The following is a 25957-nucleotide window of genomic DNA, read 5'->3' as shown; positions in this document are numbered from 1 at the left end:
CACCTCCAGAAAGTCGTCCCCGCGGCCTTTCGGTCCCTTCGGGCCTTTCGTCTGGCACTCTGCGAACGCGAGTGCCAGCATCCCCGGCCCAGTGTACGGCCGTGGGGCACCGACTGGGCAAGGCCGGTCAGGACCCATGGCGTTCTACGGCTAGCGTCGCGGCATGACGGTGACTTGGGAAGAGCTGGGCTGGGAGCGGGTGGCCGAAGGCGTCGGCCGGTGCCGGCTGCCGGGCTGGGACTGCACGGCGGGTCTGGTCCTGGGCGCGGGCACGGCCCTGATGGTGGACGCCGGGTCGAGCCTGGCCGAGGGCGCACGGTTGCGTACCGAGGCGCAGGCACTGGCCGACCGCCGTGTGACCCATCTCGCGCTCACCCATCCCCACTTCGACCATGTCTTCGGCGCGGCCGCCTTCGCGGGCGCGGCCCTGTACGCGGCCGTGGGCGCCGAGGGCGTCCTCGGGTACGACCGCGAGGAACTCCGCCTGGACGCGATCCGCAACGGCCTGCCGGCCGGGGAGGCCGAGGAGGCGGCCGACGCCCTCCCCCTCCCCCGCCATCTGGTCTCCGGCGAGTGGACCCTCGACCTGGGCGACGGCCGCCAGGCCCTGCTGGCGAACGTGGGCCCCGGCCACACTCCCCACGACCTCGCCGTCCTGGTACCCGGCGACCCGGAGGTGGTGTTCTGCGGCGACCTGGTGGAGGAGTCCGGCGATCCGCAGGCCGGTCCCGACGCCGTACCGTCGCGGTGGCCCGCCGCCCTCGACCGCCTCCTCTCCCTGGGCGGCGACCGCGCCCTGTACGTGCCCGGTCACGGAGCGGTGGTGGACGCGGCGTTCGTACGGGCCCAGCGCGAGGCCCTGGCGGCGCGTTTCGGCGTGTCGTAGGCGTGCCGGTCCGGCTTCTCCTATCGTCATCCGAATGCGCCAGTACTCCGCCGACCTGACACCGCCGTGGAAGAAGCCGAAGCCGGTGCCCGAGGTGGCCGCCGAAGCCGGTCTGGTGGTCGAGGAGCCGGGGACGGGTTTCTGCGGCGCGGTGATCCGCTGCGAGGCGGGCACGGTCACCCTGGAGGACCGCTTCGGCAAGCACCGCGTCTTCCCGCTGGAGCCGCGCGGCTTCCTCCTGGAGGGCCGGGTCGTCACCCTCGTGCGCCCCACGTCCGGGGGACCCGTACGCCCCTCCCGTACCGCCTCCGGCTCGGTCGCCGTCCCCGGCGCACGCGCGCGTGTCGCCCGCGCCGGCCGCATCTACGTGGAGGGCCGCCACGACGCGGAACTGGTCGAGAAGGTCTGGGGTGACGACCTGCGCATCGAGGGCGTGGTCGTGGAGTACCTGGAGGGCGTCGACGACCTCCCCGCGATCGTCGCCGAGTTCGCCCCCGGCCCGGACGCCCGTCTCGGCGTCCTCGTCGACCACCTGCTCCCCGGCACCAAGGAGTGGCGCATCGCGCAGTCGGTCACCAGCGACCACGCCCTGGTCGTCGGCCACCCGTACATCGACATCTGGGAGGCGGTGAAACCGTCGTCCCTGGGCATCGACTCCTGGCCCCGCGTCCCGCACGGCCAGGACTGGAAGACGGGCGTCTGCCGCGCCCTCGGCTGGCCCACCGGCAACACGGGCGCCGTCTGGCAGGCGATCCTCGCGCGCGTGGGCTCCTACAGGGACCTGGAGCCGGAGCTGCTGGGGCGGGTGGAGGAACTGATCGACTTCGTCACGGGCAGCGGTGGGGCCTGACCTTCCCCACTCCGGTTCAGGCCCTCGGAGTGATCAGTCCACCAGATCCCTGACCACCGCGTCCGCCAGCAACCGCCCCCGCAACGTCAGCACGGCTCGCCCCTCGTCGTACGGACCGTCCTCCAGCAAGCCCTCCCCCAGCGCCCGCCGCGAGGCCTGCAGCCCCGCCTCCTTCAGCAGTGCCAGCGGCACCCCCTCCCGCAGCCGCAGCTCCAGCAGGATCCGCTCCACCCTCCGGTCCTCGTCCGACAGGACCTCCCGCCCGGCGCCCGGCGACCGCCCCGACGCCAGCGCCGCCGCGTACGCCCCCGGGTGCTTCACGTTCCACCACCGCACGCCGCCCACGTGCGAGTGCGCCCCGGGTCCGGCGCCCCACCAGTCGGCGCCCCGCCAGTACAGCTCGTTGTGCAGGCAGCGACCTGCGTCCGAGGTGGCCCAGTTGGACACCTCGTACCAGTCGAAGCCCGCGCCCGCCAGCACCGAGTCGGCGATCAGGTAGCGGTCGGCGTGGACGTCGTCGTCGGTCATCGGGACCTCGCCGCGGCGGATCCGGCGGGCCAGCTGGGTGCCCTCCTCGACGATCAGCGCGTACGCCGACACGTGGTCGGGCCCGGCGCCGATCGCCGCGTCCAGCGAAGCCCGCCAGTCGTCGTCGGACTCGCCCGGGGTGCCGTAGATCAGGTCGAGGTTGACGTGGTCGAAGCCGGCCGCGCGGGCCTCCGCGACGCACGCCTCGGGACGTCCGGGGGTGTGGGTGCGGTCGAGGACCCGCAGAACGTGCTGCCGTGCGCTCTGCATGCCGAACGAGATCCGGTTGAAGCCGCCCTCCCGCAGGGCCGCCAGGTAGGCCGGGTCGACGGACTCCGGGTTCGCCTCCGTCGTGACCTCCGCGTCAGCCGCGAGCCCGAACTCGTCACGGATCGCGCCCAGCATCCGTACGAGATCGGCGGCGGCCAGCAGCGTCGGCGTACCGCCGCCGACGAACACGGTCCGCACCTCGCGCGGATCGTCGCCGAGGACCTTCCGCGCCAGCCTGACCTCGTCGATCAGGGTGTCCGCGTAGTTGTCCCGGGAGGCCAGCACACCGCCGGTACCGCGCAGCTCGGTCGCCGTGTACGTGTTGAAGTCGCAGTAGCCGCAGCGGGTCGCGCAGTAGGGGACGTGCAGGTAGAACCCGAGGGGGCGGGCGGCGGCACCGGCGAGCGCGGACGCGGGGAGCGCGCCGTCGTCGGGGACGGGCTCGCCGTCGGGGAGTGCGGAAGGCATGTCCCCCATTGTCCCGTACCGGTTCCCGTACCGATTTCCTGTACGGCCTCGGTCACTTTTCTTGTACGGCCTCGGTCACCTTTCCTGTACGGCCTCGGTCACTCCGCCTGGAGGACGAGCAGCGCCAGGTCGTCCTCCGGCTGCCCGCAGCCGAACTCGTGGACGAGCCGCCTGATGCGCTCGGCGATCAGGTCGGCGTTCAGCCCCGCGCAGCCGGCCAGCGCCCGCGCGAGCCCGTCGCCGTCGTCGAACTGGCGGCTGCCGGAGCGCCGCTCGGTGACCCCGTCGGTCACGCACAGCAGGCTGTCGCCGGGTGCCAGCTCGATGGTCTCGCTGGTGTAGGTCTCGTCCTCGACGACCCCGAGCAGCGTCTGCGGGCGGGCGGCGGTGCTGACCTCGCCGTCGGGGCCGAGGCGCAGCGGCAGCGGGTGCCCGGCGGAGGCGAGGGTGCAGCGGACGCCGCCGCCGTCGAGGGGGGTGAGCTCGCCGTACAGGAGGGAGAGGAACCGGGTCTGCGGGCCGTCGCCGGGCGGCAGGGCGCGGCCGCCGGCCGCGACCAGGGCGCGGGCGGCGGCGTCGGCGGCCTCCGTGGCGTCGTCGAGGAGGAGCTGGTTGAGGCGGTCGAGGACGTCGGCGACCCGGTAGCCCTCGCGGGCCAGGAGCCGCAGCCAGGGCCGGGCGAGGCCGATGACGACGGCGGCCTCGGGCCCCTTGCCCTGGACGTCGCCCACGGCGAAGCACCAGCGGCCGTCGCCGGCCGGGAAGAGGTCGTAGAAGTCGCCGCTGGGGCCGCCCTTGTCGCAGGGTTCGTAGACCAGGGCGCTGCGCACGCCCGGGATCTCTGCGACCGCGCCGGGCAGCAGCCCGCGCTGCAGGACGGCGCTGATGGTGGCCTGGCGGGCGTACTGGCGGGCCGCGCCGATGGCGAGGGCCACCCGGCGGCCGAAGTCCTCCACGAGGCCGGTGATCTCGTCGGGGATGCCGTCCGGACCGGAGCGTCCGATGACGAGCGTGCCGAGCGGGCGGCCGCCCGCGATGAGCCGGTAGGCGAGCGCCGAGCCGTGCGTGCCCTGCGGGCCGAGCGCCGCGCCGGGCCAGGGATAAGGCTCGGGCCCGGACCGTAAGCCGCCCTGCGCGCACGGCGGGTCCTTCTCCAGAGCGCCACGCAGTTCCTCGATGCGGTTCTCGCTGCCGTGCCAGACCCGGGCCAGCCGCGGGCCGCCCGCCCCGCCCGCCCCGCCGGCCTCGCCCCAGCCGCCGCCGCGCACGGTCGCCTCGTCCTCCAGCCACACCGCGCACCAGTCGGCGAGCCGGGGCACGATCAGCTGGCCGGTGAGCGCCGCCACCAGGTTCTCGTCGAGCTGGCCTGCGAGCAGGTCGGAGGCCTCGGCGAGGAAGGACAGCGCGCCCCGGTTGAGCCAGTCCCGGTCCCGCTCGGGGCGGTGCGAGCAGTCACCGCGCTCTCCGCGCTCTCCGCGCTCTCCGTGCTCCGCAGCGGCCACGCGCGCGTGCGCGGGCGCGAGTGCGTGCGCGGATGCGTGCGCGGATGCGTGTGCGGGCTGGGGCTGGGGCGGCTCGGGGGCGAGGATCTCGGCGACCTTCAGCTGCCGCTCGTCGGGAAGCGTGCCGCCGCGGCCGGTCAGCCGCGCCCACACCGACTTGGCGCCGGTGCGGTACGTCACCCCCCAGGACTCGGCGAGCGAGGCGACCAGGCGCAGCCCGCGCCCGAACTCCGGTGTCTCGTACGGCGTCTCGCCCGGGTGGTCGCGGGGCGCGCGGGAGGGATGGTGGTCGGTGACCTCGACGACGAAAGCCGTCCCCTCCCGCTCCTCCAGCCACCAGTCGACCTCGACGTCCGTACCGGCGTGCACGACGGCGTTGGTGACGAGTTCGCTGACGACGACCATGGCGTCCTCGGCGACCCGCTGCTGCTCCGGGCTGAGCAGCCCGCACTCCGTCCACTCGTCGAGGGAGGCGCGCACCAGGGCACGGGCGGAACCGGGCGCGAGGGGGCTGCCGGGCAGGGACGCGCGCCCCTGCGCACGCGGGCCCGCGGTGTCGTGCGCGGGAGCGTTGTCGTGGGCGGGAGCGTTGTCGTGCGCGGGCGCCGCGTCGTGCGCAGGCGCCGCGTCGTGCGCAGGCGCCTCACGGACCCGGGAGACGGTCTCCCGTTGCGTGGGTATGGCCCCCATGTCCAGCTCCCCGAGCAGTTCGGACGAATACATCCCGATCGATGCGGACAGAGTGACAGACTGACTGCGCCCATAAGCACCGAGTTACCGAAGTGGGCCGCCATGAGTGAGAACAGTGCTACGCGTGTGCTCGAAGACGGACAGAAACCGGAACAACTCCGAGCATCCGCGCTGCGCCCTCTGCTCGCCGCGATGACCGCCGCCCGCGACGGCGACTTCGCGAAAGTCCCGGAGACCGGGACCGACGGGACCGCCGGGGAGGGGATCGTCGCCGAACTCACCGCGGTCTTCAACCAGATCATGGACCGCGGAATCCACTTCAACACCGACCTGCGTCGCGTGAAAAGGGAGCTGGTGCGCCACGGCCGGCTGGACGAACGGCTGTCGGCGAGCCCCGGCCAGGGCGCCTGGACGTCACGCGTCAACGACGTCAACCAGGTCCTCGACGCCCTGGTCGCGCCGGCGGCGAACGCCACGCGCGTGCTGGACGCGGTGGCCGGCGGCGACCTGACCCAGCGGGTCGATCTCCACGACGGCAGCCGGCAGCTCCGCGGCGACCTGCGCAGACTCGCCCGCGCGGTGAACACGATGGTCGACCAGCTGTCCCTGTTCACCGGCGAGGTGACCCGGGTCGCGCGCGAGGTCGGCACCGAGGGGCGGCTCGGCGGCCGGGCCAAGGTGCAGGGCCTGTCCGGCAGCTGGCGGGACGTCACCGAGGCTGTCAACACCATGGCGTCCCGGCTGACCGCGCAGGTCCGTGACATCGCCCTGGTGACGACGGCGGTGGCGCGCGGCGACCTGACCCGCACGGTGACCGTCGAGGCCACCGGCGAGCTGCTGGAGCTGAAGCTCACCGTGAACACCATGGTCGACCAGCTGTCCGCGTTCGCCGACGAGGTCACGCGCGTGGCCCGCGAGGTCGGCACGGAGGGCCGGCTGGGCGGCCGCGCCCAGGTACGGGGCGTGTCGGGCGTCTGGAAGGACCTCACCGACAACGTCAACTTCATGGCGTCGAACCTGACCTCCCAGGTCCGCAACATCGCGCAGGTGACGACGGCCGTCGCCAACGGCGACCTCTCGCAGAAGATCATGGTCGACGCGCAGGGCGAGATCCTCGAACTGAAGTCGACGATCAACACGATGGTGGATCAGCTCTCCGCCTTCGCCGACGAAGTCACCCGCGTCGCCCGCGAAGTCGGCACCGAAGGAAACCTCGGCGGCCGGGCGCACGTCAGAGGCGTTTCCGGGGTGTGGAAGGACCTCACCGACAACGTCAACTTCATGGCCGACAACCTGACGTCCCAGGTCCGCAACATCGCCCTCGTCTCCACGGCCGTCGCCCAGGGCGATCTCGGCAAGAAGATCACCGTGGAGGCGAAAGGCGAGATCCTCGAACTGAAATCAACCATCAACACGATGGTCGACCAGCTCTCCGCCTTCGCCGACGAAGTCACCCGCGTCGCCCGCGAAGTCGGCACCGAAGGAAACCTCGGCGGTCAGGCGCAGGTCAGAGGCGTCTCGGGAGTCTGGAAAGAACTCACCGACAACGTGAACTTCATGGCCCTCAACCTGACCTCACAGGTCCGCAACATCGCCCAGGTGACGACGGCCGTCGCCAACGGCGACCTCTCCAAGAAGATCACCGTCGACGCACGCGGCGAGATCCTCGAACTGAAGGACACCGTCAACACGATGGTGGAACAACTGCGGGCCTTCGCCGACGAGGTCACCCGCGTCGCCCGCGAGGTCGGCACCGACGGCCGGCTCGGCGGCCGCGCCCAGGTGCTGGGCGTCTCCGGCGTCTGGCGCGACCTGACCGACAACGTCAACTACATGGCCGACAACCTCACCTCGCAGGTCCGCAACATCGCCCAGGTCGCGACGGCCGTCGCCCAGGGCGACCTGTCACGCAAGATCGACGTGGACGCGCGCGGCGAGATCCTCGAACTGAAGACCACCATCAACACCATGGTCGACACCCTGTCCTCGTTCTCCTCCGAGGTGACCCGGGTGGCCCGCGAGGTGGGCTCCGACGGCCGCCTGGGCGGCCAGGCCCGCGTGGAGGGCGTGTACGGCACCTGGAAGCGTCTGACGACCAACGTGAACGAACTCGCGCTCAACCTCACCACCCAGGTCCGCGCGATCGCCGAGGTCGCCTCCGCCGTGGCACAGGGCGACATGTCCCGCTCGATCACCGTCGAGACCCGCGGCGAGGTCGCCGAACTCAAGGACAACATCAACCTGATGGTGGCCAACCTGCGCGAGACGACCCGCGCGAAGGACTGGCTGGAGTCCAACCTGGCCCGCCTCGCCGCCCTCATGCAGGGCCACCGGGACCTGATGGAGGTCGCCGACCTCATCCTGCGCGAACTGACCCCGCTGGTGAACGCCCAGTACGGCGCGTTCTTCCTGGCCGACCCCGACGAGGACGGCGCCGCCGTAAGCACCGCCGTACCGCCCAAGGGCCTCGCGTTCATCGCCGGCTACGGCTCCGCACAGGGTGCGACGTTCGAGACCGGCGGCTTCCCGGTGCACGGCCTGGTCCGCCAGGCGGCCCGCGAGAAGAAGCGGATCCTCGTCGAGGAGACCCCACCGGACTACATCAAGATCAACAGTGGTCTCGGCGAAGCCGCGCCCACCACGATCGTCATCATCCCGATCCTCTTCGAGGACAAACTCCTCGGCATCATCGAACTGGCCTCCTTCTCCCGCTTCTCCGACGTCCACCTCGCGTTCTTCGACCAGTTCGTCAACACCATCGGCGTGGCGATCAACACGATCATCGCCAACTCCCGCACCGAGTCCCTGCTCGGCGAGTCCCAGCGGCTGGCGATGCAGCTCCAGGAACGTTCGGACGAACTTCAGAAACAACAGGCGGAACTACAGCGTTCCAACGCGGAACTGGAGGAGAAGGCCGCCCTCCTGGCGACCTCTTCCCAGTACAAGTCGGAGTTCCTGGCGAACATGTCCCACGAACTGCGCACCCCGCTGAACTCCCTGCTGATCCTGGCCCGGCTGCTGTCCGACAACCCGGACGGCCGACTCTCCGACCAGGAGGTCCAGTTCGCGACGACGATCCACCGCTCCGGCTCGGACCTGCTCCAGCTCATCAACGACATCCTGGACCTGTCGAAGATCGAGGCCGGCCGGATGGACGTCCGCCCCAAACGCCTCCCCCTGATCAAACTCCTCGACTACGTCCACGCGACCTTCCGCCCACTGACCCTGGACCGGGGCCTGGCGTTCGAGGTGACCGTCGGCGACGACGTGCCGCGCGAGATGTACTCCGACGAACAACGCCTCCAGCAGATCCTGCGCAACCTGCTCTCCAACGCGATCAAGTTCACCGCCAAGGGCCGCGTGGAACTGCGGGTGCGCCGGGTGAAGGACCCCGAGCGCCGCTACGTCCACGACAGCGACGAAGTGATCGCCTTCCAGGTGTCGGACACCGGCATCGGCATCGCCGCCGAGAAACTCCCGGTCATCTTCGAGGCGTTCCAGCAGGCCGACGGCACCACGAACCGCAAGTACGGCGGCACCGGCCTCGGCCTCTCCATCAGCCGGGAGATCGCCGGCCTGCTGGGCGGCCGGATCGTCGCCGAGAGCGAACCGGGCACGGGCTCGACGTTCACCCTGTACGTCCCGGTCGTCAGCCCCGGCCACACGGCACCCGGACCGACCTCGCAGAACCACACCGCGCCCGCCCTCGGCCCGGCACCGGCCGCCGCCGACCCCGACGACTCCTGGCCGGCCCCGACCCGCCTGGAGGCATGGCAGACGGGCCGCGCGGGCCGTGTACTCCCCGGCCGCCGCGTCCTGATCATCGACGACGACATCCGCAACGTCTTCGCCCTCACCCACGTCCTCGGCCGCGTCGGCATGCCGGTGCTGTACGCGGAGAACGGCCGGGAAGGCATCGAGACCCTGGAACGCAACCCGGACGTCGAACTCGTCCTGATGGACATCATGATGCCGGAGATGGACGGCCACGAGACCATCGCGGCCATCCGCCGCGCCCCCCGCTGGACCGGCCTGCCGATCGTCGCCCTCACGGCGAAGGCGATGCCGGGCGACCGGGAGAAGTCCATCGCCCGCGGCGCCAACGACTACGTACCCAAACCGGTGGACGTCGACCGGCTGCTCACCGTCGTCTGCGCGCTCCTGGACCCCGACAGCACACAGGACGGCGAGACCGCCGACGTCGAACGGACGGAGCCATGACCTCTGACGACCGTGCCGGCATCCTCCTGGTCGACGACATGGAGGACAACCTGATCGCCCTGGAGGCCGTTCTCGGGTCGCTGAACGAGCCGATCGTAAGGGCCCGATCCGGCGAGGAGGCGATGAAGGCCCTGCTCCGCCGCCGCTTCGCCGTCGTCCTCCTCGACATCCGCATGCCCGGCATGGACGGCTTCGAGACGGCCGCGAACATCAAACGCCTCGACCAGACGAAAGACGTCCCGATCATCTTCCTGACCGGAGCGGACGAGGACGCGGGGTACACGTTCCGCGGCTACGCCACGGGCGCGGCGGACTACCTCACGAAGCCGTTCGACCCGTGGGTGCTGCGGGCGAAGGTCAACGTGTTCCTGGAACTGCACCGGAAGAACCAGCAACTGCAGGTGCTGCTGGCGCGCGAACAGGCTGATTTCGGCGAGCTGGGGAAGCGGTTGGCGGCCATCGAGGACCGCTTGTCGGCGGAGCCCGTCGATGTGGCAACGCTGAGGAAAGAGACCAGGGAGCTACGGCAACTGTTGAACAGAGCCAGGTCGAACTGACGTGAAGGGGCGCGGGGCCGAGCCGACATGCGGCTGGGCCGCGGGGGCGCGACCAGCCCCCACGCACCCGCACCCGCACCCGCACCCGCACCCGGCGACGAACCCCTAGGCCTCCCGTGTCCCGGCGTACATCTCGTCGATCAGGTGTTTGTACTCCCGCTCCACGACCGGCCTCTTCAGCTTCAGGCTCGGCGTGATCTCCCCGTGCTCCACGTCGAGGTCCCGGGGCAGCAGCCGGAACTTCTTGATGGTCTGCCACCGCTGCAGCCCCTCGTTGAGCTGCTTGACGTACCCGTCGACCATCTCGACGGTCGCCGGCGCGGCCACCACGTCGGCGTAGGACTTGCCGTCCAGGCCGTTCTCCTTGGCCCATTCCAGGATCGCGACCTCGTCGAGGGCGATCAGGGCGGTGCAGAAGTTCCGGTCGGCGCCGTGCACGAGGATGTTGGAGACGTAGGGGCAGACCGCCTTGAACTGTCCCTCGACCTCGGCGGGCGCGATGTACTTGCCGCCGGACGTCTTGATGAGGTCCTTCTTGCGGTCGGTGATCCGCAGGTAGCCGTCGGGGGACAGCTCGCCGATGTCACCGGTGTGGAACCAGCCGTCGGCCTCCAGGACCTCCGCCGTCTTCTCGGGCAGCCCGTGGTAGCCCTGCATGATGCCGGGGCCGCGGAGCAGGATCTCGCCGTCGTCGGCGATCCGCACCTCGCAGCCGGGCAGCGGCTTGCCGACCGTACCGGTGCGGTAGGCCTCGCCGGGGTTCACGAACGACGCGGCCGAGGACTCCGTCAGTCCGTAGCCCTCCAGGATGTGCACGCCGGCGCCGGCGAAGAAGTAGCCGATCTCGGGCGCCAGCGCCGCCGACCCGGAGACGCAGGCCCGCAGCCGCCCGCCGAAGGCCTCCCGCAGCTTGGAGTAGACGAGCCCGTCGGCGACCTTGTGCTTGGCGGCGAGCCCGAAGGGCACGGTCGCGGCGCCGGTGCGGCGGAAGTTGTCCTGGGTGACCTTGGCGTACTCGCGGGCGACGTCGGCCGCCCACTGGAAGATCTTGTACTTGGCGGCGCCGCCGGCGCGGGCCTTCGCGGCGACGCCGTTGTAGACCTTCTCGAAGATGCGCGGCACGGCGGCCATGTACGTCGGCTGCACGACCGGCAGATTCTCGATGATCTTGTCGACGCGGCCGTCGACGGCGGTGACGTGGCCGACCTCGATCTGCCCGGAGGTGAGCACCTTGCCGAAGACGTGGGCGAGCGGCAGCCACAGGTACTGCACGTCCTCGGCGCTGACCAGGCCGGTCGCGGCGATCGCCTTCGCCATGTACGACCAGTTGTCCTGGGGCAGCCGTACGCCCTTGGGGCGGCCGGTGGTGCCGGAGGTGTAGATGAGGGTGGCGAGCTGGTCCTTGGTGATCGCGCCGACCCGCTCCTTGATCAGCTCGGGGTGCTGCTCCAGGTACCTGGCACCGCGCTGCTCCAGTTCGGCGAGGGTGATCACCCAGTCGCCGGTCTCGGCGCCGGCCGGGTCGATGACGACGACCTTGACGAGGTCGGGCAGTTCGGCGCGCTTCTCGACGGCCTTGGCGACCTGGGCCGCGTCCTCCGCGATCAGCACCCGGCTCGCGGAGTCGGAGAGGATGAACGCCGACTCCTCGGCGTTGGTCTGCGGGTAGACCGTCGTGGTGGCGGCGCCGGCGCACAGGATGCCGAGATCGGCGAGGATCCACTCGACGCGGGTGGAGGAGGCGAGGGCGACCCGCTGCTCGGGCTCGATGCCGAGTTCGATGAGGCCGGCCGCGATCGCGTAGACCCGCTCGGCCGCCTGCGCCCAGCTGAGCGACTTCCAGTCGTCGGGACCCTCGCCGGAGGCCGCGGGCACCGGGTAGCGGTAGGCCTCGGCGTCCGGTGTGGCCGCCACGCGATCCAGGAAGAGGGCCGCCACGGACGGCGGTCGGTTCTCGATCAGTGTCTGTGTGTCGGTCACGACGTCCTCCGGGGCCCGCGACGGTGCGGCTGGCTCAGTGCGGCTGGGGTTTACTCACGGTGGGGTTCGCGCTGGTTGTTTAACTCGCGAGTAACTATCGAGCAGGGATCAGAGTAAGCCGCGACCGCCCTGTGCGTAAGGGGCATCGGCCTGTCTGTTTCGCCGCATTGTCGACGCAGAGCGACGCTACGCGCGCGTAGGGGTCCGCCGCACTTTCGTACGGCGGACCCCCGTTGTACCCGATTTGCGGCCGCGACCGATTGTTACCCGCGGTTACTTCTTGCTCTTGGCCGATCCCGCGCTGTCATCACTGGAGAGCACCGCGATGAAGGCCTCCTGCGGAACCTCCACGGAACCCACCATCTTCATCCGCTTCTTGCCTTCCTTCTGCTTCTCCAGCAGCTTCCGCTTCCGGGAGATGTCACCGCCGTAGCACTTGGCGAGGACGTCCTTGCGGATGGCGCGGATGGTCTCGCGGGCGATGACCCGGGAGCCGATGGCCGCCTGGATGGGCACCTCGAAGGCCTGCCGCGGAATCAGCTCGCGCAGCTTGGCGACGAGCCGCACGCCGTAGGCGTAGGCCGCGTCCTTGTGCGTGATCGCCGAGAACGCGTCGACCTTGTCGCCGTGCAGCAGGATGTCGACCTTGACCAGGCTGGAGGTCTGCTCGCCGGTGGGCTCGTAGTCCAGCGAGGCGTAACCGCGGGTCTTCGACTTCAGCTGGTCGAAGAAGTCGAAGACGATCTCCGCCAGGGGCAGCGTGTACCGGATCTCGACCCGGTCCTCGGAGAGATAGTCCATGCCGAGCAGGGTGCCGCGCCGGGTCTGGCACAGCTCCATGATCGAGCCGATGAACTCGGTCGGCGCGAGGATCGTGGCCCGTACGACGGGCTCGTACACCTCGTTGATCTTCCCCTCGGGGAACTCGCTCGGGTTGGTGACCGTGTACTCGGTCCCGTCCTCCATGACCACGCGGTAGACCACGTTCGGCGCGGTGGCGATCAGGTCGAGCCCGAACTCGCGTTCCAGCCGCTCCCGGATCACGTCCAGGTGCAGCAGGCCGAGGAAGCCGACGCGGAAACCGAAGCCGAGGGCGGCGGAGGTCTCCGGCTCGTAGACGAGCGCGGCGTCGTTCAGCTGGAGCTTGTCCAGTGCCTCGCGCAGCTCGGGGTAGTCGGAGCCGTCCAGCGGATACAGACCGGAGAAGACCATCGGCTTCGGGTCCTTGTAGCCGCCGAGCGCCTCGGTGGCGCCCTTGGCCTGGCTGGTGACGGTGTCACCGACCTTGGACTGCCGGACGTCCTTCACACCCGTGATCAGATAACCCACCTCGCCGACGCCGAGTCCGTCGGCGGACAGCATCTCCGGCGAGTTGGTGCCGATCTCCAGCAGTTCGTGGGTGGCGCCCGTCGACATCATCTTGATCCGCTCACGCTTGTTGAGCTGGCCGTCGATGACACGGACGTACGTGACGACACCGCGGTAGGAGTCGTAGACCGAGTCGAAGATCATCGCGCGGGCGGGCGCGTCGGCGACACCGACCGGCGCCGGGATCTCCTTGACGACCTTGTTCAGCAGCGCGTCGACGCCGAGGCCGGTCTTCGCGGAGACCTTCAGCACGTCCGACGGGTCGCAGCCGACCAGATTCGCCAGTTCCTCGGCGAACTTCTCCGGCTGCGCGGCCGGCAGGTCGATCTTGTTGAGCACGGGGATGATCGTGAGGTCGTTCTCCATCGCCAGGTAGAGGTTGGCGAGGGTCTGCGCCTCGATGCCCTGGGCGGCGTCGACGAGGAGGATGGTCCCCTCGCAGGCCGCCAGCGACCGCGAGACCTCGTAGGTGAAGTCGACGTGCCCCGGGGTGTCGATCATGTTGAGGATGTGCGTACTGCCCTGGTCCGGGCCCTCGGTCGGGGCCCAGGGCAGACGCACCGCCTGGGACTTGATCGTGATACCGCGCTCGCGCTCGATGTCCATCCGGTCGAGGTACTGAGCACGCATCTGCCGCTGCTCGACCACGCCGGTCAGCTGGAGCATCCGGTCGGCGAGCGTGGACTTGCCGTGGTCGATGTGCGCGATGATGCAGAAATTGCGGATCAGAGCCGGGTCGGTACGGCTCGGCTCGGGCACATTGTTAGGGGTCGCGGGCACGCAGGGTCCTGTCTCTTGAGGCGCCTTATGCCTCGGGTCGGATCGATACGTAGTCTCCATGGTCCCATGGAGAGGGACCGGGGACCGGTTTGGGCCATTCTCCTGCCCGCTGGTAGTGTGGGCAGCTGTGTCTCATGCCCTCTCAGCGCGAGGCACACCTTCAAGAAATCATCGGTACGGGACCTTCGCGGCCCCGCACCAGAACCTGAAAAGGCTCATTCGTGGCGAACATCAAGTCCCAGATCAAGCGGATCAAGACCAACGAGAAGGCCCGGCTGCGCAACAAGGCCGTCAAGTCCTCCCTGAAGACCGCGGTCCGCAAGGCCCGTGAGGCCGCTGCCGCGGGTGACGTCGAGAAGGCCACCGAGCTGCAGCGCGCTGCCGCGCGTGCGCTCGACAAGGCCGTCTCGAAGGGCGTCATCCACAAGAACCAGGCCGCCAACAAGAAGTCGGCGCTTGCTTCCAAGGTTGCTTCCCTCAAGGGCTGAACACTTGATTTGACGCCGGAAGGACCCGGGCGGGCCCTCTCTCATCCGCCCCCGGCCGGCACCCGAGGATCGACGCGCGGCCTGCGTTCGCCACGCGGGCGTCGATCGACAGCTTGAACCGAAGGCCCCGGCGCCTCGCCCTTCCCCAGGGCGGACGCCGGGGCCTTCGGCACGTCCGGGCGCCTCCCGGCCCCGCCCGCTGCCCCGCTGCTCTGCCGATCGCCCCCTGCGCCGATCACGCCCGGCCGCGTGACCGCGCCGCCTGCGCGATCGTCACCACGGCCTTCTCCAGGGCGTACTCCGGGTCGTCCCCGCCGCCCTTCACGCCCGCGTCGGCTTCGGCGACGGCCCGCAGGGCCACCGCGACCCCGTCCGGCGTCCAGCCGCGCATCTGCTGCCGTACCCGGTCGATCTTCCACGGCGGCATTCCGAGCTCCCGGGCCAGATCGGCGGGCCGCTGCCCGCCCCGCGCGCCCGCGAGCTTCCCGATCGCCCGGACGCCCTGCGCGAGCGCGCTCGTGATCATCACCGGGGCGACGCCGGTCGCCAGCGACCAGCGCAGGGCCTCCAGGGCCTCCGCGGTGCGTCCCTCCACGGCGCGGTCGGCCACCGTAAAGCTCGACGCCTCGGCCCGGCCGGTGTAGTAGCGGCCGACGACGGCCTCGTCGATGGTGCCCTCGACGTCCGCGGCGAGCTGGGTGACGGCCGACGCGAGCTCCCGCAGATCGCTGCCGATGGCGTCGACGAGCGCCTGGCAGGCCTCGGGCGTGGCGGACCGCCCGAGCGCCCGGAACTCGCTCCGTACGAACGCGAGCCGGTCCGCCGGCTTGGTCATCTTCGGGCAGGCGACCTCCCGGGCGCCCGCCTTGCGCGCCGCGTCGAGCAGCGCCTTGCCCTTGACCCCGCCCGCGTGCAGCAGCACGAGCGTGATCTCCTCGGCGGGCGACCCGAGGTACGCCTTCACGTCCTTGACCGTGTCGGCGGACAGGTCCTGCGCATTGCGGACGACCACGACCTTGCGCTCCGCGAAGAGCGACGGGCTGGTCAGCTCGGCGAGCGTGCCGGGCTGCACCTGGTCGGGGTTCAGGTCCCGTACGTCCGTGTCGGCGTCGGCGGCCCGGGCAGCGGCCACCACCTGCTGCACGGCGCGGTCGAGCAGCAGGTCCTCCTGCCCCACGGCCAGTGTCACCGGGGCGAGCGGATCGTCATCAGCAGTCTTCTTGGCCATCGCGCCAAGCATCCCACGGCCCACTGACAACAGGGCCGGCCGCGCCCCGGCCGCCCCGGGCAGGCCACGCTCCTACGGCTCCTCCCGCCATCCCTCCCACTCCCCGGCGAACTCGTCCAGTTCCGCCGGGTCCAGCCGCCCCTGCTCGTCCCTCAGCAGGACCAGCCACTGCGCGTCCTCGGCGTCGTCCTCGCCGGCCAGCGCGTCCCGCACCAGCCGCGGCTCCTCGTCGACCCCGAACCGCTCCCCGAGGGCCTCGGAGGCCTCCTGAGCCGCGTCCCGGTCGGGCAGCACCAGCACATGTCTCACATCGCTCACCGCCCCATTCTCGGGCACCGCCGGCCGCCGGTACGAGCCGCGGCGAGAGAGCGGGCCGTGCAGCGGGCTCAGCCGTTTCGGGACGATCTGCACGTCGCGGGATCTGCAAAGCCTCGAGGGGGCTCGCCCGCTGTACCCGGTTCGTGCGGTTTCCCATCAAGCGGCCGAACATCCTCGCCGCCCCTGTACGCCTCGCCGTCATCCGTTACCGATGAAACATTCGATCACTGATGCGGCTTTCGGGTCGGCACGGACCTAACTCTCGGAAATCCGGCGCATACGCCGGAACTGCGCATAAGTAACATGCTGCATGCCAGTGGAACACTTTCTCCCATGAAACCCGAATTAGCCATCCCCGTTGCTTTTCCACGGATTTCGCACAGTCGGCACACGGTCCAGCAGGATCCCGAACCGCTCCCGGTAGACCCCGAGCACCTCCTCGTCGTGCTCCAACTCCCGTACCTCACGCGTCCCGTCGGCCGCTGTCCGCGTCAGCGTCCGCCCGCTGAGCGTGATCCGCCCGCCGTCCCCGGTGACCCGGGAGCAGACCAGCGACCGGGTGAAGTGCGACGACGGCGAGGTGCTGTGCCACCATGCCCCGGCCGCGAAGTCCCCGAGCACCCGCGGCCGGACCTCCAGCCGGTACTGCGGCTCCCCGTCGCGCAACACGTCCAGGTCCGCGCCCACCCCACGGTCCCCGCCCCCGCCCACCGCCCCCGCGTCGGCCGGCCCGGCCTCCGCTATCCGGAACGTCCCGCCCGGATCGGCCTGCTCTCCCCGCTCCGCGAACGCCAGCGGGTGGTGGCTGTGCGCCCCGAACCCCACGTCGGCCAGCCACTCGCCGCCGTCCACCGTCCGCACCCGCAGCGCGAGATGGTCGTACGGGATCCCGAGCCGCCCCTCCGCCCCGTACACCCGCCCCGCCAGCGATGTCACACCGAAACCGAGCGCGGTCAGCAACACCGAGAAGGCGCCGTTGAGTTCGTAGCAGAACCCGCCCCGGCCCGCGCCCGCCACCTTCGCCACCAGCCGCTCCTCAGCCAGCACGATCTCCTCGCCGAGGTGAACCGACAGGTTCTCGAAGGGCACGGTCCGCAGGTGCCGAACGTGCAGCTCGCGCAGGGCGTCCGCGGTGGGCCGGGCCGGACGGGCGGCTCCGAGACGGCCGAGGTAGGCGTCGATCTGCGCCTGGTTCGCCGAGTTCATACCCTCAGTCTCGGGCCACGCGCAGTTCCCCCGCCTCCCCGCCCGTGCCGCCGCCGGTCACGGCGAGCGCCCCGTCCCGGTCGGTCCGCAGCACCACCGCCCCCACGGCCCGCAGCTCGGCCACCGTCCCCGGGGCCGGATGTCCGTACGGGTTGTCCACCCCGCAGGAGATGAGCGCGACCCGCGGCGCCGCCAGCCGCAGCAGCTGCGGATCCTGGTACGCGGACCCGTGGTGCGCCACCTTCAGCACATCCACGTGGGCCATCTCGGCCGCGGCCGGTGATCTCAGCAGCTCCTGCTGGGCCGGGGGTTCGAGATCCCCGAGCAGCAGCATCCGCAGCCCGGCCGAGCGGACCAGCAGGGCGACACTGGCGTCGTTGGGTCCGTCCGGCTCCGGCGCCTGGCCCGGGGGCGGCCAGAGCACCCGCCAGTCCAGCGGCCCCGTCCTGCGCCGCTCCCCGGCGACCGCCCGCGTGAGGGGGACCCGGTGCTCGGCGGCCTGCCTTCTGACGAACTCGGCCTGGTCCGCGGGTTCCTCGAACCCGGTCGTCTCGATCTGCGCCACCTCACGGCCGCGCAGCACCCCCGGCAGGCCGGCGACGTGGTCCGCGTGAAAGTGGGTGAGGACCAGGAGCGGGATCCGGGTGATACCGAGTTCCCGCAGGCAGTGGTCGACCAGTGCCGGATCGGGGCCGGCGTCCACGACCACACCCGTGCCCGCACCCGCCGCGAGCACGGTCGCGTCCCCCTGCCCGACGTCGCACATCGCCAGCCGCCAGCCTGGCGGCGGCCAGCCCGTGATCACCCGGGCCAGCGGCGCCGGACGCGCCACCAGCAGCACGAGCAGCACCCCCAGCACCCCGCACCACCACGGATGCCGCAGCAACCGCCGCCCCAGCGGTACGACGGCCACCGTCACCCCGGCCAGCAGCAGCGCCCCCGCCCAGCTCCCGGGCCAGTCGACGCCCGCACCCGGCAGCCCGGCCCCGGTCCGGGCGATGGCCGCGATCCACCCGGCCGGCCAACTCGCGCACCACGCCAGCACCTTGGCCGCCGGCATCGCCACCGGGGCCGCCGCGAGCGCCCCGAACCCCAGGACCGTGGCCGGCGCCACCGCGATCTCCGCCAGCAGGTTGCAGGGCACCGCCACCAGACTCACCCGCGCCGACAGCACCGCGACCACCGGCCCGCACACCGCCTGCGCGGCCGCGGCCGCCGCCAGCCCCTCGGCCAGCCGCTCCGGCACCCCGCGCCGCCGCAGCGCCTCGCCCCACCCGGGTGCCAGCAGCAGCAGCGAACCGGTGGCCAGCACCGACAGCAGGAAGCCGTAACTGCGGGCCAGCCACGGGTCGTACAGCACCAGCAGCAGAACCGCCGTGGCCAGTGCCGGGACCAGGGACCTGCGGCGGCCGGTCGCCAGGGCGAGCAGGGCGACCGCTCCGCAGGCAGCGGCCCGCAGCACGCTGGGGTCCGGGCGGCACACCACGACGAAGCCGAGCGTGAGCGCCGACGCGAACAGCGCCGTCGCCCGCAGCGACAGCCCGAGGCGCGGAGCGAGACCCCGCCGCTCGGTCTGCTGGGCCAGTCCCGGCGGTCCGATGAGCAGGGCGAGCAGGATGGTGAGGTTGCTGCCCGACACCGCAAGGGTGTGCGCGAGGTCGGTCGCCTCGAACGCCTCGTCCAGCTCCGGGGTGATCCGCGAGGTGTCCCCGACGACCAGCCCGGGCAGCAGCGCCCGCGCGTCCTCGGGCAGGCCGTCGGTGGCCTCCCGCAGCCCGGCCCGCAACCGTCCGGCCAGCCGCTGCGGCCCGCTCGGCTCCCCCACCACCACCGGCACGGGACGCTCCCGCACCCGCAGCAGCGCCGCGACCCGGTCGCCGCCGGCCGTGGCCGGCGCCAGCCGCCCGCTCACCCTCAGCCGGGTCGAGGGCAGCAGCCCGAGCCACCGCTCCCGGCCGCCGCCACCGGGCGCCGGTACTCCCGTGTCCACGGCCATCAGCACCGGCGAACGCATCGTCACCACGGTCCCGTCGCCCTGCTCCACCCGCCGCACCTCGCCGCGCACCAGGACGGCGGCCGGCGTGGCGTGGTCCCCCCGCACGCGCGGCCTGGCGGCCCAGGGGTCGCCCGTGACCTCCACCTCGGCGGTCACGGTGGCGTACGCGCGGGCCAGAGCGGGAACCGGTCCGCGACGTACGTCCGCCCCGTGCAGGCCCGCGGAGGCGGCCGCCCCGGCGACGCAGAGGAGCAGCGCGCCGGCCGAGGCCCGCCGCCAGGCCGACGGCAGGGCGGACGTGGCATCTGCGCTCTCCGTCGCCGCCCCGGTGCGGGCCCGTCCGAGCCCCAGCAGGATCGCTCCGGCGACCAGGCAGACGACGGCGACCGCGGCCGTCCACCCGGGCGGCGCATCCAGTGCCAGGGCCGCCGTGGCCCACACGGCCAACGCGGGCGGCACCAGCCGCAGGTCGGCCCGCGCGTCCTGCCGGGCGGGCACGGTCCCGGTCCGCCGCCCCGGGCCGGCGCGCACCGACCGGCCGACGGCCACGGATCCGGGTGCCGCCCGGTCGGTTGCGCGGCTCATGGCCGTACCAGGTCCCGCAGGTCGGAGTAGCGGCGGTCGCCGATGCCCTTGACCTGGCGGAGTTCGTCGACCGAACGGAAACCGGCGTGCTGGGTACGGAAGTCCAGGATGTGCTGGGCCAGTACCGGGCCGACTCCGGGCAGGGCGTCGAGCTGCTCGACGGTAGCGGTGTTCAGGGAGAGCGGGGCGGCCGGGCCTGCTCCCGTCGCGGGACCGCCCGCGGCCGGGCCCGGTGCGGCCGGCGGAGCGGGGCCCCCGACGACGATCTGTTCGCCGTCCGTCAGGAAGCGGGCGCGGTTGAGTCCGTCGGTGTCCGTGCCGGGCCTTACCCCGCCCGCCGCCCGCAGCGCGTCGGTCACCCGGGAGCCGGCCGGCAGCGTGTGGACCCCTGGATCCCGGACCTTCCCGGTGACATCCACCACGATCTCCCCGCCGGGCCCGCCGGACCCACCGGTTCCGGCGGGCTTACCGGGCGCCGCGGCGGTACCGGCTCCGACGGCTGCGGCTCCCGTGGCCGGGGCCTGCCCCTCGCTCTTCTCGTACGGCGCCTCCGCACGTACCACCTCGGGCGCGCTCACAGACTCGGTCCGGCCCGTCCAGAAGTGCTGCACGGCCAGTGCCGCGGCCACGACGAGGACCACCCCCAGGGCGACCGCGCCCCGGCGTTCCAGTCCGCAGCGTGACTGGAGCCACACCGGCATCCGCTCCCGTACCGCGAGCCCGACCCGGGACCGCAGCCCGGGCAGCGCCGGCTCGCGGCGCGCCGCGGCCTCGCCGGCCAGCGCGCGGGCCGACGACATCACGGCCGCCGCCGTGGACAGCGCCGCCGCGGCGGTGCGCACTCCGGCCGTGGCCGTGCGCACCGCGGTCGTGGCCGCGGTCAGTCCGGCCGCCGCGCCGGTGCCGGTCACCGTCTCCGCGGTGGGCGGTCCCTGACCCGGCCCGGGCCTGGTGACGGCCCGTTCCCCGAAGAGGAGTTCCGCCCGGCGGCGCAGTTCGTCCGCCGGTGCCGGGCGGTGGCGGACGCGGGCCCGGACCGGGGACCGCCGGTGCCGGGTACGGCCGTCGGAGGTGGGGCCCCGGCCCGGGCCACTGGTCGCATGTGTCTCGTGTGAGCGTGATCGAAGTGCCATGCGACGAGGATCGGGCTTCCCGCCGATCCGCGATGATCTTGCTCGGTTTCCGTGGACGGCGGTCGCGTTGTGGAAAACTCCGCCACTCGTACGAGTGATGGTGCCGAGGTGCACGCCCTCGGACCCCAGCTCAGCGGAGCGAGACGACCGCCCCGAGCAGTCCGGGGCCGGTGTGCGCCCCGATGACCGCGCCGACCTCGCTCACGTGCAGTTCGGCCAGTCCGGGCACCCGGGCCCGCAGCCGGTCGGCGAGGGCCGAGGCCCGATCGGGGGCGGCGAGATGGTGCACGGCGATGTCCACCTCGGCGCCGCCCGCCCGCTCGGCGGTGAGCTCCTCGAGGCGGGCGATGGCCCGGGACGCCGTCCGTACCTTCTCCAGGAGCTCGATCCGGCCGCCGTCCAGCTGGAGCAGGGGCTTCACGGCGAGCGCGGAACCGAACAGGGCCTGGGCGGTGCCGATGCGGCCGCCGCGGCGCAGATAGTCGAGGGTGTCGACGTAGAAGTACGCGGAGGTGCCGGCGGCCCGCTTCTCCGCCGCCGTGACGGCTTCGTCGACGGTGCCGCCCGCCTCGGCGGCCTCGGCCGCCGCGAGCGCGCAGAAACCGAGGGCCATCGCGACCATCCCGGTGTCCACCACACGCACCGGGACGGGGGCCTCCCGGGCGGCGACGACGGCCGCGTCGTAGGTGCCCGACAGTTCCGCGGAGAGGTGGAGCGAGACGATTCCGGTGGCTCCGGTCCCGGCTACCCTGCGGTAGGTTTCGGCGAACACCTCGGGGCTGGGCCGGGAGGTGGTGACAGGGCGCCGCTTCTGCAAAGCCTGGGCAAGGGAACGCGTCGAGATCTCGGTGCCCTCTTCGAGTGCCCGGTCGCCGAGGACCACGGTCAGGGGTACCGCGGTGATGCCGTGGCGCTCCACCGTCCGCGGCGGCAGGTAGGCCGTTGAATCGGTGACGATCGCGACATGGCAGGACATGAGCTGGAGGTTACCTGGCGTAGCCCGGGTGCGGCAGCCCGCCCCCGGCCGCCCGGACCCGGACCGGCCGGATCAAGTGGTGCTCTCCGGCCGGGGCTTCTTCTGCCAGGGGTACGCCCGGGGCCGGACGGGCGTAGTGATCGCGGGCTGGACCGGCTCCTCGGACGCGGCCGCCCGGGGTTGCCCGGGCCAGGTCTGGCTGTCGCCGGGACCGGCGGCGGCCTCGGGCCACGGCGGGGTCTGCGCTGCCGGGTCCGGCCGGGTCCAGTGCCGCAGGGCGTCCGCCTCGACGCCGATCTGGGTGCTCAAGGTGTCCAGGTCGTCGTCGGCGAAGCGGCGGGCCCGGTCGCGGGCCGCCCAGCGCAGCGCGTCCGCGGGCCCGGTGATCTGCTCGGTGCGGCGGCGCAGTTCGGGCAGGCGGGTGGCGAGCGTGGCCCGGTCCGGTTCCGCCTCCAGGCGCCTGAGTTCACCGTCCAGTTCGTGCCCGTGGGCGCTGAGCCGCTGGAACAGGCCGAGGGACTCCTTGAGCGACTCGTCCTCGGCGATGCCCGCGTGCAACGCGTCCTGGGTGGCCCGCATCGAGGTGCGCAGCGCGAGCCGGAGCTGGGCGATCTCGCCCGCCGGGCCGGTCTGGACCATGGACTTGGCGCGCAGCGTGTGCTCCTCGACCGTGCGCCGGGCCTGGCTGATCGTGCGGTCCACGCCGCGCTTGGCGGCACCGACAGCCTTGAAGGTGACGTACGCCCCGCCGGCGACGAAGAGCAGGAAGAGCACGGCGAATACGGCGATCACTGTTTCCACGGTGGTCCTCCTCGCTGCCCGCCACCCCGGCCGTTTCCGGGCACGGCATGGGTGGCCGTGCTCCTCAACGGTAAACGCAAGGGGCAGGCCCGGAGTTCCGGAAGAACCCCGAACCTGCCCGTAGGGGACCACCCGGAGATGGCCGCGGGTGTCACGCCGTGACGATGTTCACCAGCTTCGGCGCGCGGACGATCACCTTGCGGATCCCGGCGCCGCCCAGCGCCTTCACGACCAGCTCGTCGGCCAGGGCCGCCTTCTCCAGCTCCTCGTCGGAGATGGCGGGCGACACCTCCAGGCGGGCCTTGACCTTGCCCTTGATCTGCACGACGCAGGTCACGGTCTCGTCGACGACGTACTGCGGGTCGGCGACCGGGAAGTCCCGGTGCACGACCGAGTCGGTGTGGCCCAGCTTGCGCCACAGCTCCTCGGCGATGTGCGGGGCCAGCGGCGCGATCATCAGCACCAGCGGCTCGGCGACCGGACGCGGCACCGCACCGCCCGCCTTCGTCAGGTGGTTGTTCAGCTCGGTGACCTTGGCGATGGCCGTGTTGAAGCGCAGCCCCTCCAGGTCCTGGCGGACGCCGTCGATCGCCTTGTGCAGGACGCGCAGCGTCTCCTCGTCCGCCTCGGCGTCGGTCACGGTGACCTCGCCGGTGGCCTCGTCGACGATGTTGCGCCACAGCCGCTGCAGCAGCCTGAACTGGCCGACCACCGCGCGCGTGTCCCACGGCCGGGACACGTCCAGCGGGCCCATCGCCATCTCGTACAGGCGCAGGGTGTCGGCGCCGTACTCGGCGCAGATCTCGTCCGGAGTCACCGCGTTCTTCAGGGACTTGCCCATCTTGCCCAGCAGGCGGGTGACCTTCTCGCCCTGGTAGTAGTACTCGCCGCCCAGTTCCTCGACCTCGGCTGCGGGCACCGGGAAGCCGCGGCCGTCGCGGTAGACGTAGGCCTGGATCATGCCCTGGTTGAACAGCTTGTGGAACGGCTCGGCGGACGAGACGTGCCCCAGGTCGTACAGGACCTTCGACCAGAACCGGGCGTACAGCAGGTGCAGCACGGCGTGCTCGGCGCCGCCGACGTACAGGTCGACACCGCCGTGCGGCATGCCCGCGCGCGGGCCCATCCAGTACTGCTCGATCTGCGGGTCGACCAGCTGCTCGCTGTTGTGCGGGTCCAGGTAGCGCAGCTCGTACCAGCAGGAACCTGCCCAGTTGGGCATGGTGTTGGTCTCGCGGCGGTACTTCTTCGGCCCGTCGCCCAGGTCCAGGGTGACGTTGACCCAGTCCTCGTCGCGCGACAGCGGAGTCTCGGGCTGGGTGTCGGCGTCCTCCGGGTCGAAGGTGCGCGGCGAGTAGTCGTCGACCTCCGGCAGTTCCAGCGGCAGCATCGACTCGGGCAGCGCGTGGACGACTCCGTCCTCGTCGTAGACGATCGGGAAGGGCTCGCCCCAGTAGCGCTGGCGGCTGAACAGCCAGTCGCGCAGCCGGAAGTTGACGGTGCCCTCACCGATGCCCTTGCGGGCCAGCCACTCGGTGATGCGGGCCTTGGCCTCGGCGACGGGCAGGCCGTCCAGCTTGACGTCGTCGTTGGAGGAGTTGACGATCTTCGCGTCGTACGAGCCGAAGGCGTCCTCCCACGTCGACGTGTCCGTGCCGCGGCCGTCGGTCGGTTCGACGATGCAGACGATCGGCAGCTCGAAGGCGCGCGCGAACTCGAAGTCGCGCTGGTCGCCCGCCGGTACGGCCATGATCGCGCCGGTGCCGTAGCCCATCAGCACGTAGTCGGCGATGAAAACCGGGATCTTGTCGCCGTTGACCGGGTTGGTCGCGTACGCGCCGGTGAACACGCCGGTCTTGTCCTTGGCCTCGGCCTGCCGCTCCACGTCGGACTTGGCACCGGCCTGTGCACGGTACGCGGCGACGGCCTCGGCGGGCGTGGCATGGCCGCCGGTCCACACGTCGTGGGTGGCCTCGGGCCAGGCCTCCGGGACGAACCGGTCGACCAGCGGATGCTCGGGTGCCAGCACCATGTAGGTCGCGCCGAACAGGGTGTCCGGGCGGGTGGTGAAGACGGTGATCTTCTCGCCGTCGATCGGGAAGTCGACGCGGGCGCCCTCGCTGCGGCCGATCCAGTTGCGCTGCTGCAGCTTGATGGCCTCGGGCCAGTCCAGCTCGTTCAGGTCGTCCAGCAGCCGGTCGGCGTAGGCGGTGATACGCATGTTCCACTGGCGCAGCTTGGCCTTGAAGACGGGGAAGTTGCCGCGCTCGGAACGGCCGTCGGCGGTGACCTCCTCGTTGGCCAGTACGGTGCCCAGGCCGGGGCACCAGTTGACCGGCGCGTCGGAGGCGTAGGCCAGGCGGAACTCGCCCAGCACGTCGGCGCGCTCGGTCGCGGTCAGCTCGTGCCACGCGCGCGTGTGGCCCGGTACGGCTCGTTCACCGGACTCGAACTGGGCGATCAGCTCGGAGATGGGGCGGGCCTTGTCCGCCTCGTCGTCGTACCAGGAGTTGAAGATCTGCAGGAAGATCCACTGGGTCCACTTGTAGTAGTCCGGGTCGATCGTGGCGAACGACCGGCGCTTGTCGTGGCCCAGGCCCAGCCGGCGCAGCTGGGACTTCATGTTGTTGATGGCGGCCTCGGTGGTCACCCGGGGGTGCTCGCCGGTCTGCACGGCGTGCTGCTCGGCGGGCAGGCCGAAGGCGTCGAAGCCCAGGGTGTGCAGGACGTTGTGGCCGTTCATCCGCTGGAAGCGGGCGAAGACGTCGGTGGCGATGTAGCCCAGGGGGTGGCCGACGTGCAGGCCCGCACCGGAGGGGTACGGGAACATGTCCATGATGAACTTCTTGGGCCGGGCGACCACCTCGGGGTCACCGGCCAGGTCACCCGTGGGGTTCGGCGCCGCGTAGGTGCCGTCGGCGTCCCAGAAGTCCTGCCAGCGTGCCTCGATCTCGGCCGCCAGGGCGGCCGTGTAGCGGTGCGGCGCGGCCTCCGCCGACGTGGCGGCGGCAGCGGGGTTCGTCTCGCTCATGATCCTCAAAGCTCCATCGGTCGTCTCTGCCGGCGGCTGCGAACGTTCTAGAAACGAAAAATCCCCTCGCACAGGAGGGGACGCCGCGCCGATGC

The 25957-nt window shown here is 71.8% G+C and carries 17 protein-coding genes; 5 read left to right on the top strand and 12 right to left on the bottom strand.

Annotated features, from left to right (window positions below; genetic code table 11):
• Positions 1-163 precede the first annotated feature (163 nt).
• Both ACFY0K_RS13390 and ACFY0K_RS13385 read left to right on the top strand, forming a co-directional pair.
• Complete coding sequence (locus ACFY0K_RS13390) at positions 164-886, top strand: MBL fold metallo-hydrolase (protein ID WP_390639917.1); 723 nt, start codon at positions 164-166, stop codon at positions 884-886.
• 34 nt (positions 887-920) lie between these two features.
• Positions 921-1736 carry a DUF3097 domain-containing protein gene (locus tag ACFY0K_RS13385; protein WP_351954982.1) on the top strand — a complete coding sequence of 272 codons (816 nt, stop codon included), beginning with the start codon at positions 921-923 and terminating at the stop codon, positions 1734-1736.
• Between the two features lie 33 nt (positions 1737-1769).
• On the opposite strand, the gene hemW is transcribed toward ACFY0K_RS13385, so the two are convergent.
• Both hemW and ACFY0K_RS13375 read right to left on the bottom strand, forming a co-directional pair.
• Positions 1770-3002 carry a radical SAM family heme chaperone HemW gene (gene hemW / locus ACFY0K_RS13380; protein ID WP_390639916.1) on the bottom strand — a complete coding sequence of 411 codons (1233 nt, stop codon included), beginning with the start codon at positions 3000-3002 and terminating at the stop codon, positions 1770-1772.
• A gap of 98 nt (positions 3003-3100) precedes the next feature.
• Complete coding sequence (locus tag ACFY0K_RS13375; protein ID WP_390639915.1) at positions 3101-5194, bottom strand: SpoIIE family protein phosphatase; 2094 nt, start codon at positions 5192-5194, stop codon at positions 3101-3103.
• A gap of 102 nt (positions 5195-5296) precedes the next feature.
• Here ACFY0K_RS13375 and ACFY0K_RS13370 point away from each other — a divergent pair, with 102 nt between their 5' ends.
• Together ACFY0K_RS13370 and ACFY0K_RS13365 are read left to right on the top strand one after the other, a co-directional pair.
• A complete protein-coding gene (locus ACFY0K_RS13370) occupies positions 5297-9415 on the top strand; it encodes a HAMP domain-containing protein (protein ID WP_390639914.1) in 4119 nt (1372 codons plus the stop codon).
• On the top strand, positions 9412-9972 hold the full coding sequence (locus ACFY0K_RS13365; RefSeq protein ID WP_390639913.1) for a two-component system response regulator: 561 nt from the start codon (positions 9412-9414) through the stop codon (positions 9970-9972). Before ACFY0K_RS13370 ends, ACFY0K_RS13365 begins: the two co-directional genes overlap by 4 nt.
• A 105-nt stretch (positions 9973-10077) precedes the next feature.
• Here the strand turns inward: ACFY0K_RS13365 and ACFY0K_RS13360 are convergent, their stop codons facing one another.
• Together ACFY0K_RS13360 and lepA are read right to left on the bottom strand one after the other, a co-directional pair.
• Positions 10078-11952, bottom strand: coding sequence for an AMP-dependent synthetase/ligase (locus ACFY0K_RS13360; protein WP_390639912.1), 1875 nt, complete (start codon positions 11950-11952; stop codon positions 10078-10080).
• A 273-nt stretch (positions 11953-12225) separates the two neighbouring features.
• Positions 12226-14100 (bottom strand): translation elongation factor 4, encoded by a 1875-nt coding sequence (gene lepA / locus ACFY0K_RS13355; RefSeq protein WP_351954988.1) that lies wholly within the window; start codon positions 14098-14100, stop codon positions 12226-12228.
• A gap of 221 nt (positions 14101-14321) precedes the next feature.
• Here lepA and rpsT point away from each other — a divergent pair, with 221 nt between their 5' ends.
• Entirely contained in the window at positions 14322-14588 is a 267-nt protein-coding gene (rpsT, locus tag ACFY0K_RS13350; protein ID WP_089106790.1) for a 30S ribosomal protein S20, read from the top strand.
• A 235-nt stretch (positions 14589-14823) separates the two neighbouring features.
• Here the strand turns inward: rpsT and holA are convergent, their stop codons facing one another.
• From holA to leuS, 8 genes are all read right to left on the bottom strand, one after another.
• Positions 14824-15816, bottom strand: coding sequence for a DNA polymerase III subunit delta (gene holA, locus ACFY0K_RS13345; RefSeq protein ID WP_352362057.1), 993 nt, complete (start codon positions 15814-15816; stop codon positions 14824-14826).
• Positions 15817-15888: 72 nt separating this feature from the next.
• Positions 15889-16134 (bottom strand): hypothetical protein, encoded by a 246-nt coding sequence (locus ACFY0K_RS13340; protein WP_351954990.1) that lies wholly within the window; start codon positions 16132-16134, stop codon positions 15889-15891.
• Positions 16135-16479: 345 nt separating this feature from the next.
• On the bottom strand, positions 16480-17340 hold the full coding sequence (locus tag ACFY0K_RS13335; protein ID WP_390639911.1) for an arylamine N-acetyltransferase: 861 nt from the start codon (positions 17338-17340) through the stop codon (positions 16480-16482).
• A 4-nt stretch (positions 17341-17344) separates the two neighbouring features.
• Positions 17345-19921 carry a ComEC/Rec2 family competence protein gene (locus ACFY0K_RS13330; protein ID WP_390639910.1) on the bottom strand — a complete coding sequence of 859 codons (2577 nt, stop codon included), beginning with the start codon at positions 19919-19921 and terminating at the stop codon, positions 17345-17347.
• A complete protein-coding gene (locus ACFY0K_RS13325) occupies positions 19918-21054 on the bottom strand; it encodes a helix-hairpin-helix domain-containing protein (RefSeq protein WP_390639909.1) in 1137 nt (378 codons plus the stop codon). The genes ACFY0K_RS13330 and ACFY0K_RS13325 overlap by 4 nt, the downstream gene beginning before the upstream one ends.
• Positions 21055-21184: 130 nt before the next feature.
• Positions 21185-22030: a DegV family protein gene (locus tag ACFY0K_RS13320; RefSeq protein ID WP_390639908.1), complete on the bottom strand. Its 846-nt coding sequence runs from the start codon at positions 22028-22030 to the stop codon at positions 21185-21187.
• Positions 22031-22102: 72 nt separating this feature from the next.
• Positions 22103-22831 (bottom strand): hypothetical protein, encoded by a 729-nt coding sequence (locus ACFY0K_RS13315; protein ID WP_390639907.1) that lies wholly within the window; start codon positions 22829-22831, stop codon positions 22103-22105.
• Between the two features lie 151 nt (positions 22832-22982).
• The gene (leuS, locus tag ACFY0K_RS13310) at positions 22983-25862 is read right to left on the bottom strand and encodes a leucine--tRNA ligase (RefSeq protein WP_390639906.1); all 2880 of its coding nucleotides are present in this window, start codon (positions 25860-25862) and stop codon (positions 22983-22985) included.
• Between the last annotated feature and the right edge of the window lie 95 nt (positions 25863-25957).

Origin of the sequence: Streptomyces sp. NPDC001507, from assembly GCF_042894765.1 — a bacterium.
Classification (GTDB): Bacteria; Actinomycetota; Actinomycetes; order Streptomycetales; family Streptomycetaceae; genus Streptomyces.
Note: the sequence above shows the minus strand (reverse complement) of the source record. Positions and strands in the feature narration are given on the sequence as shown.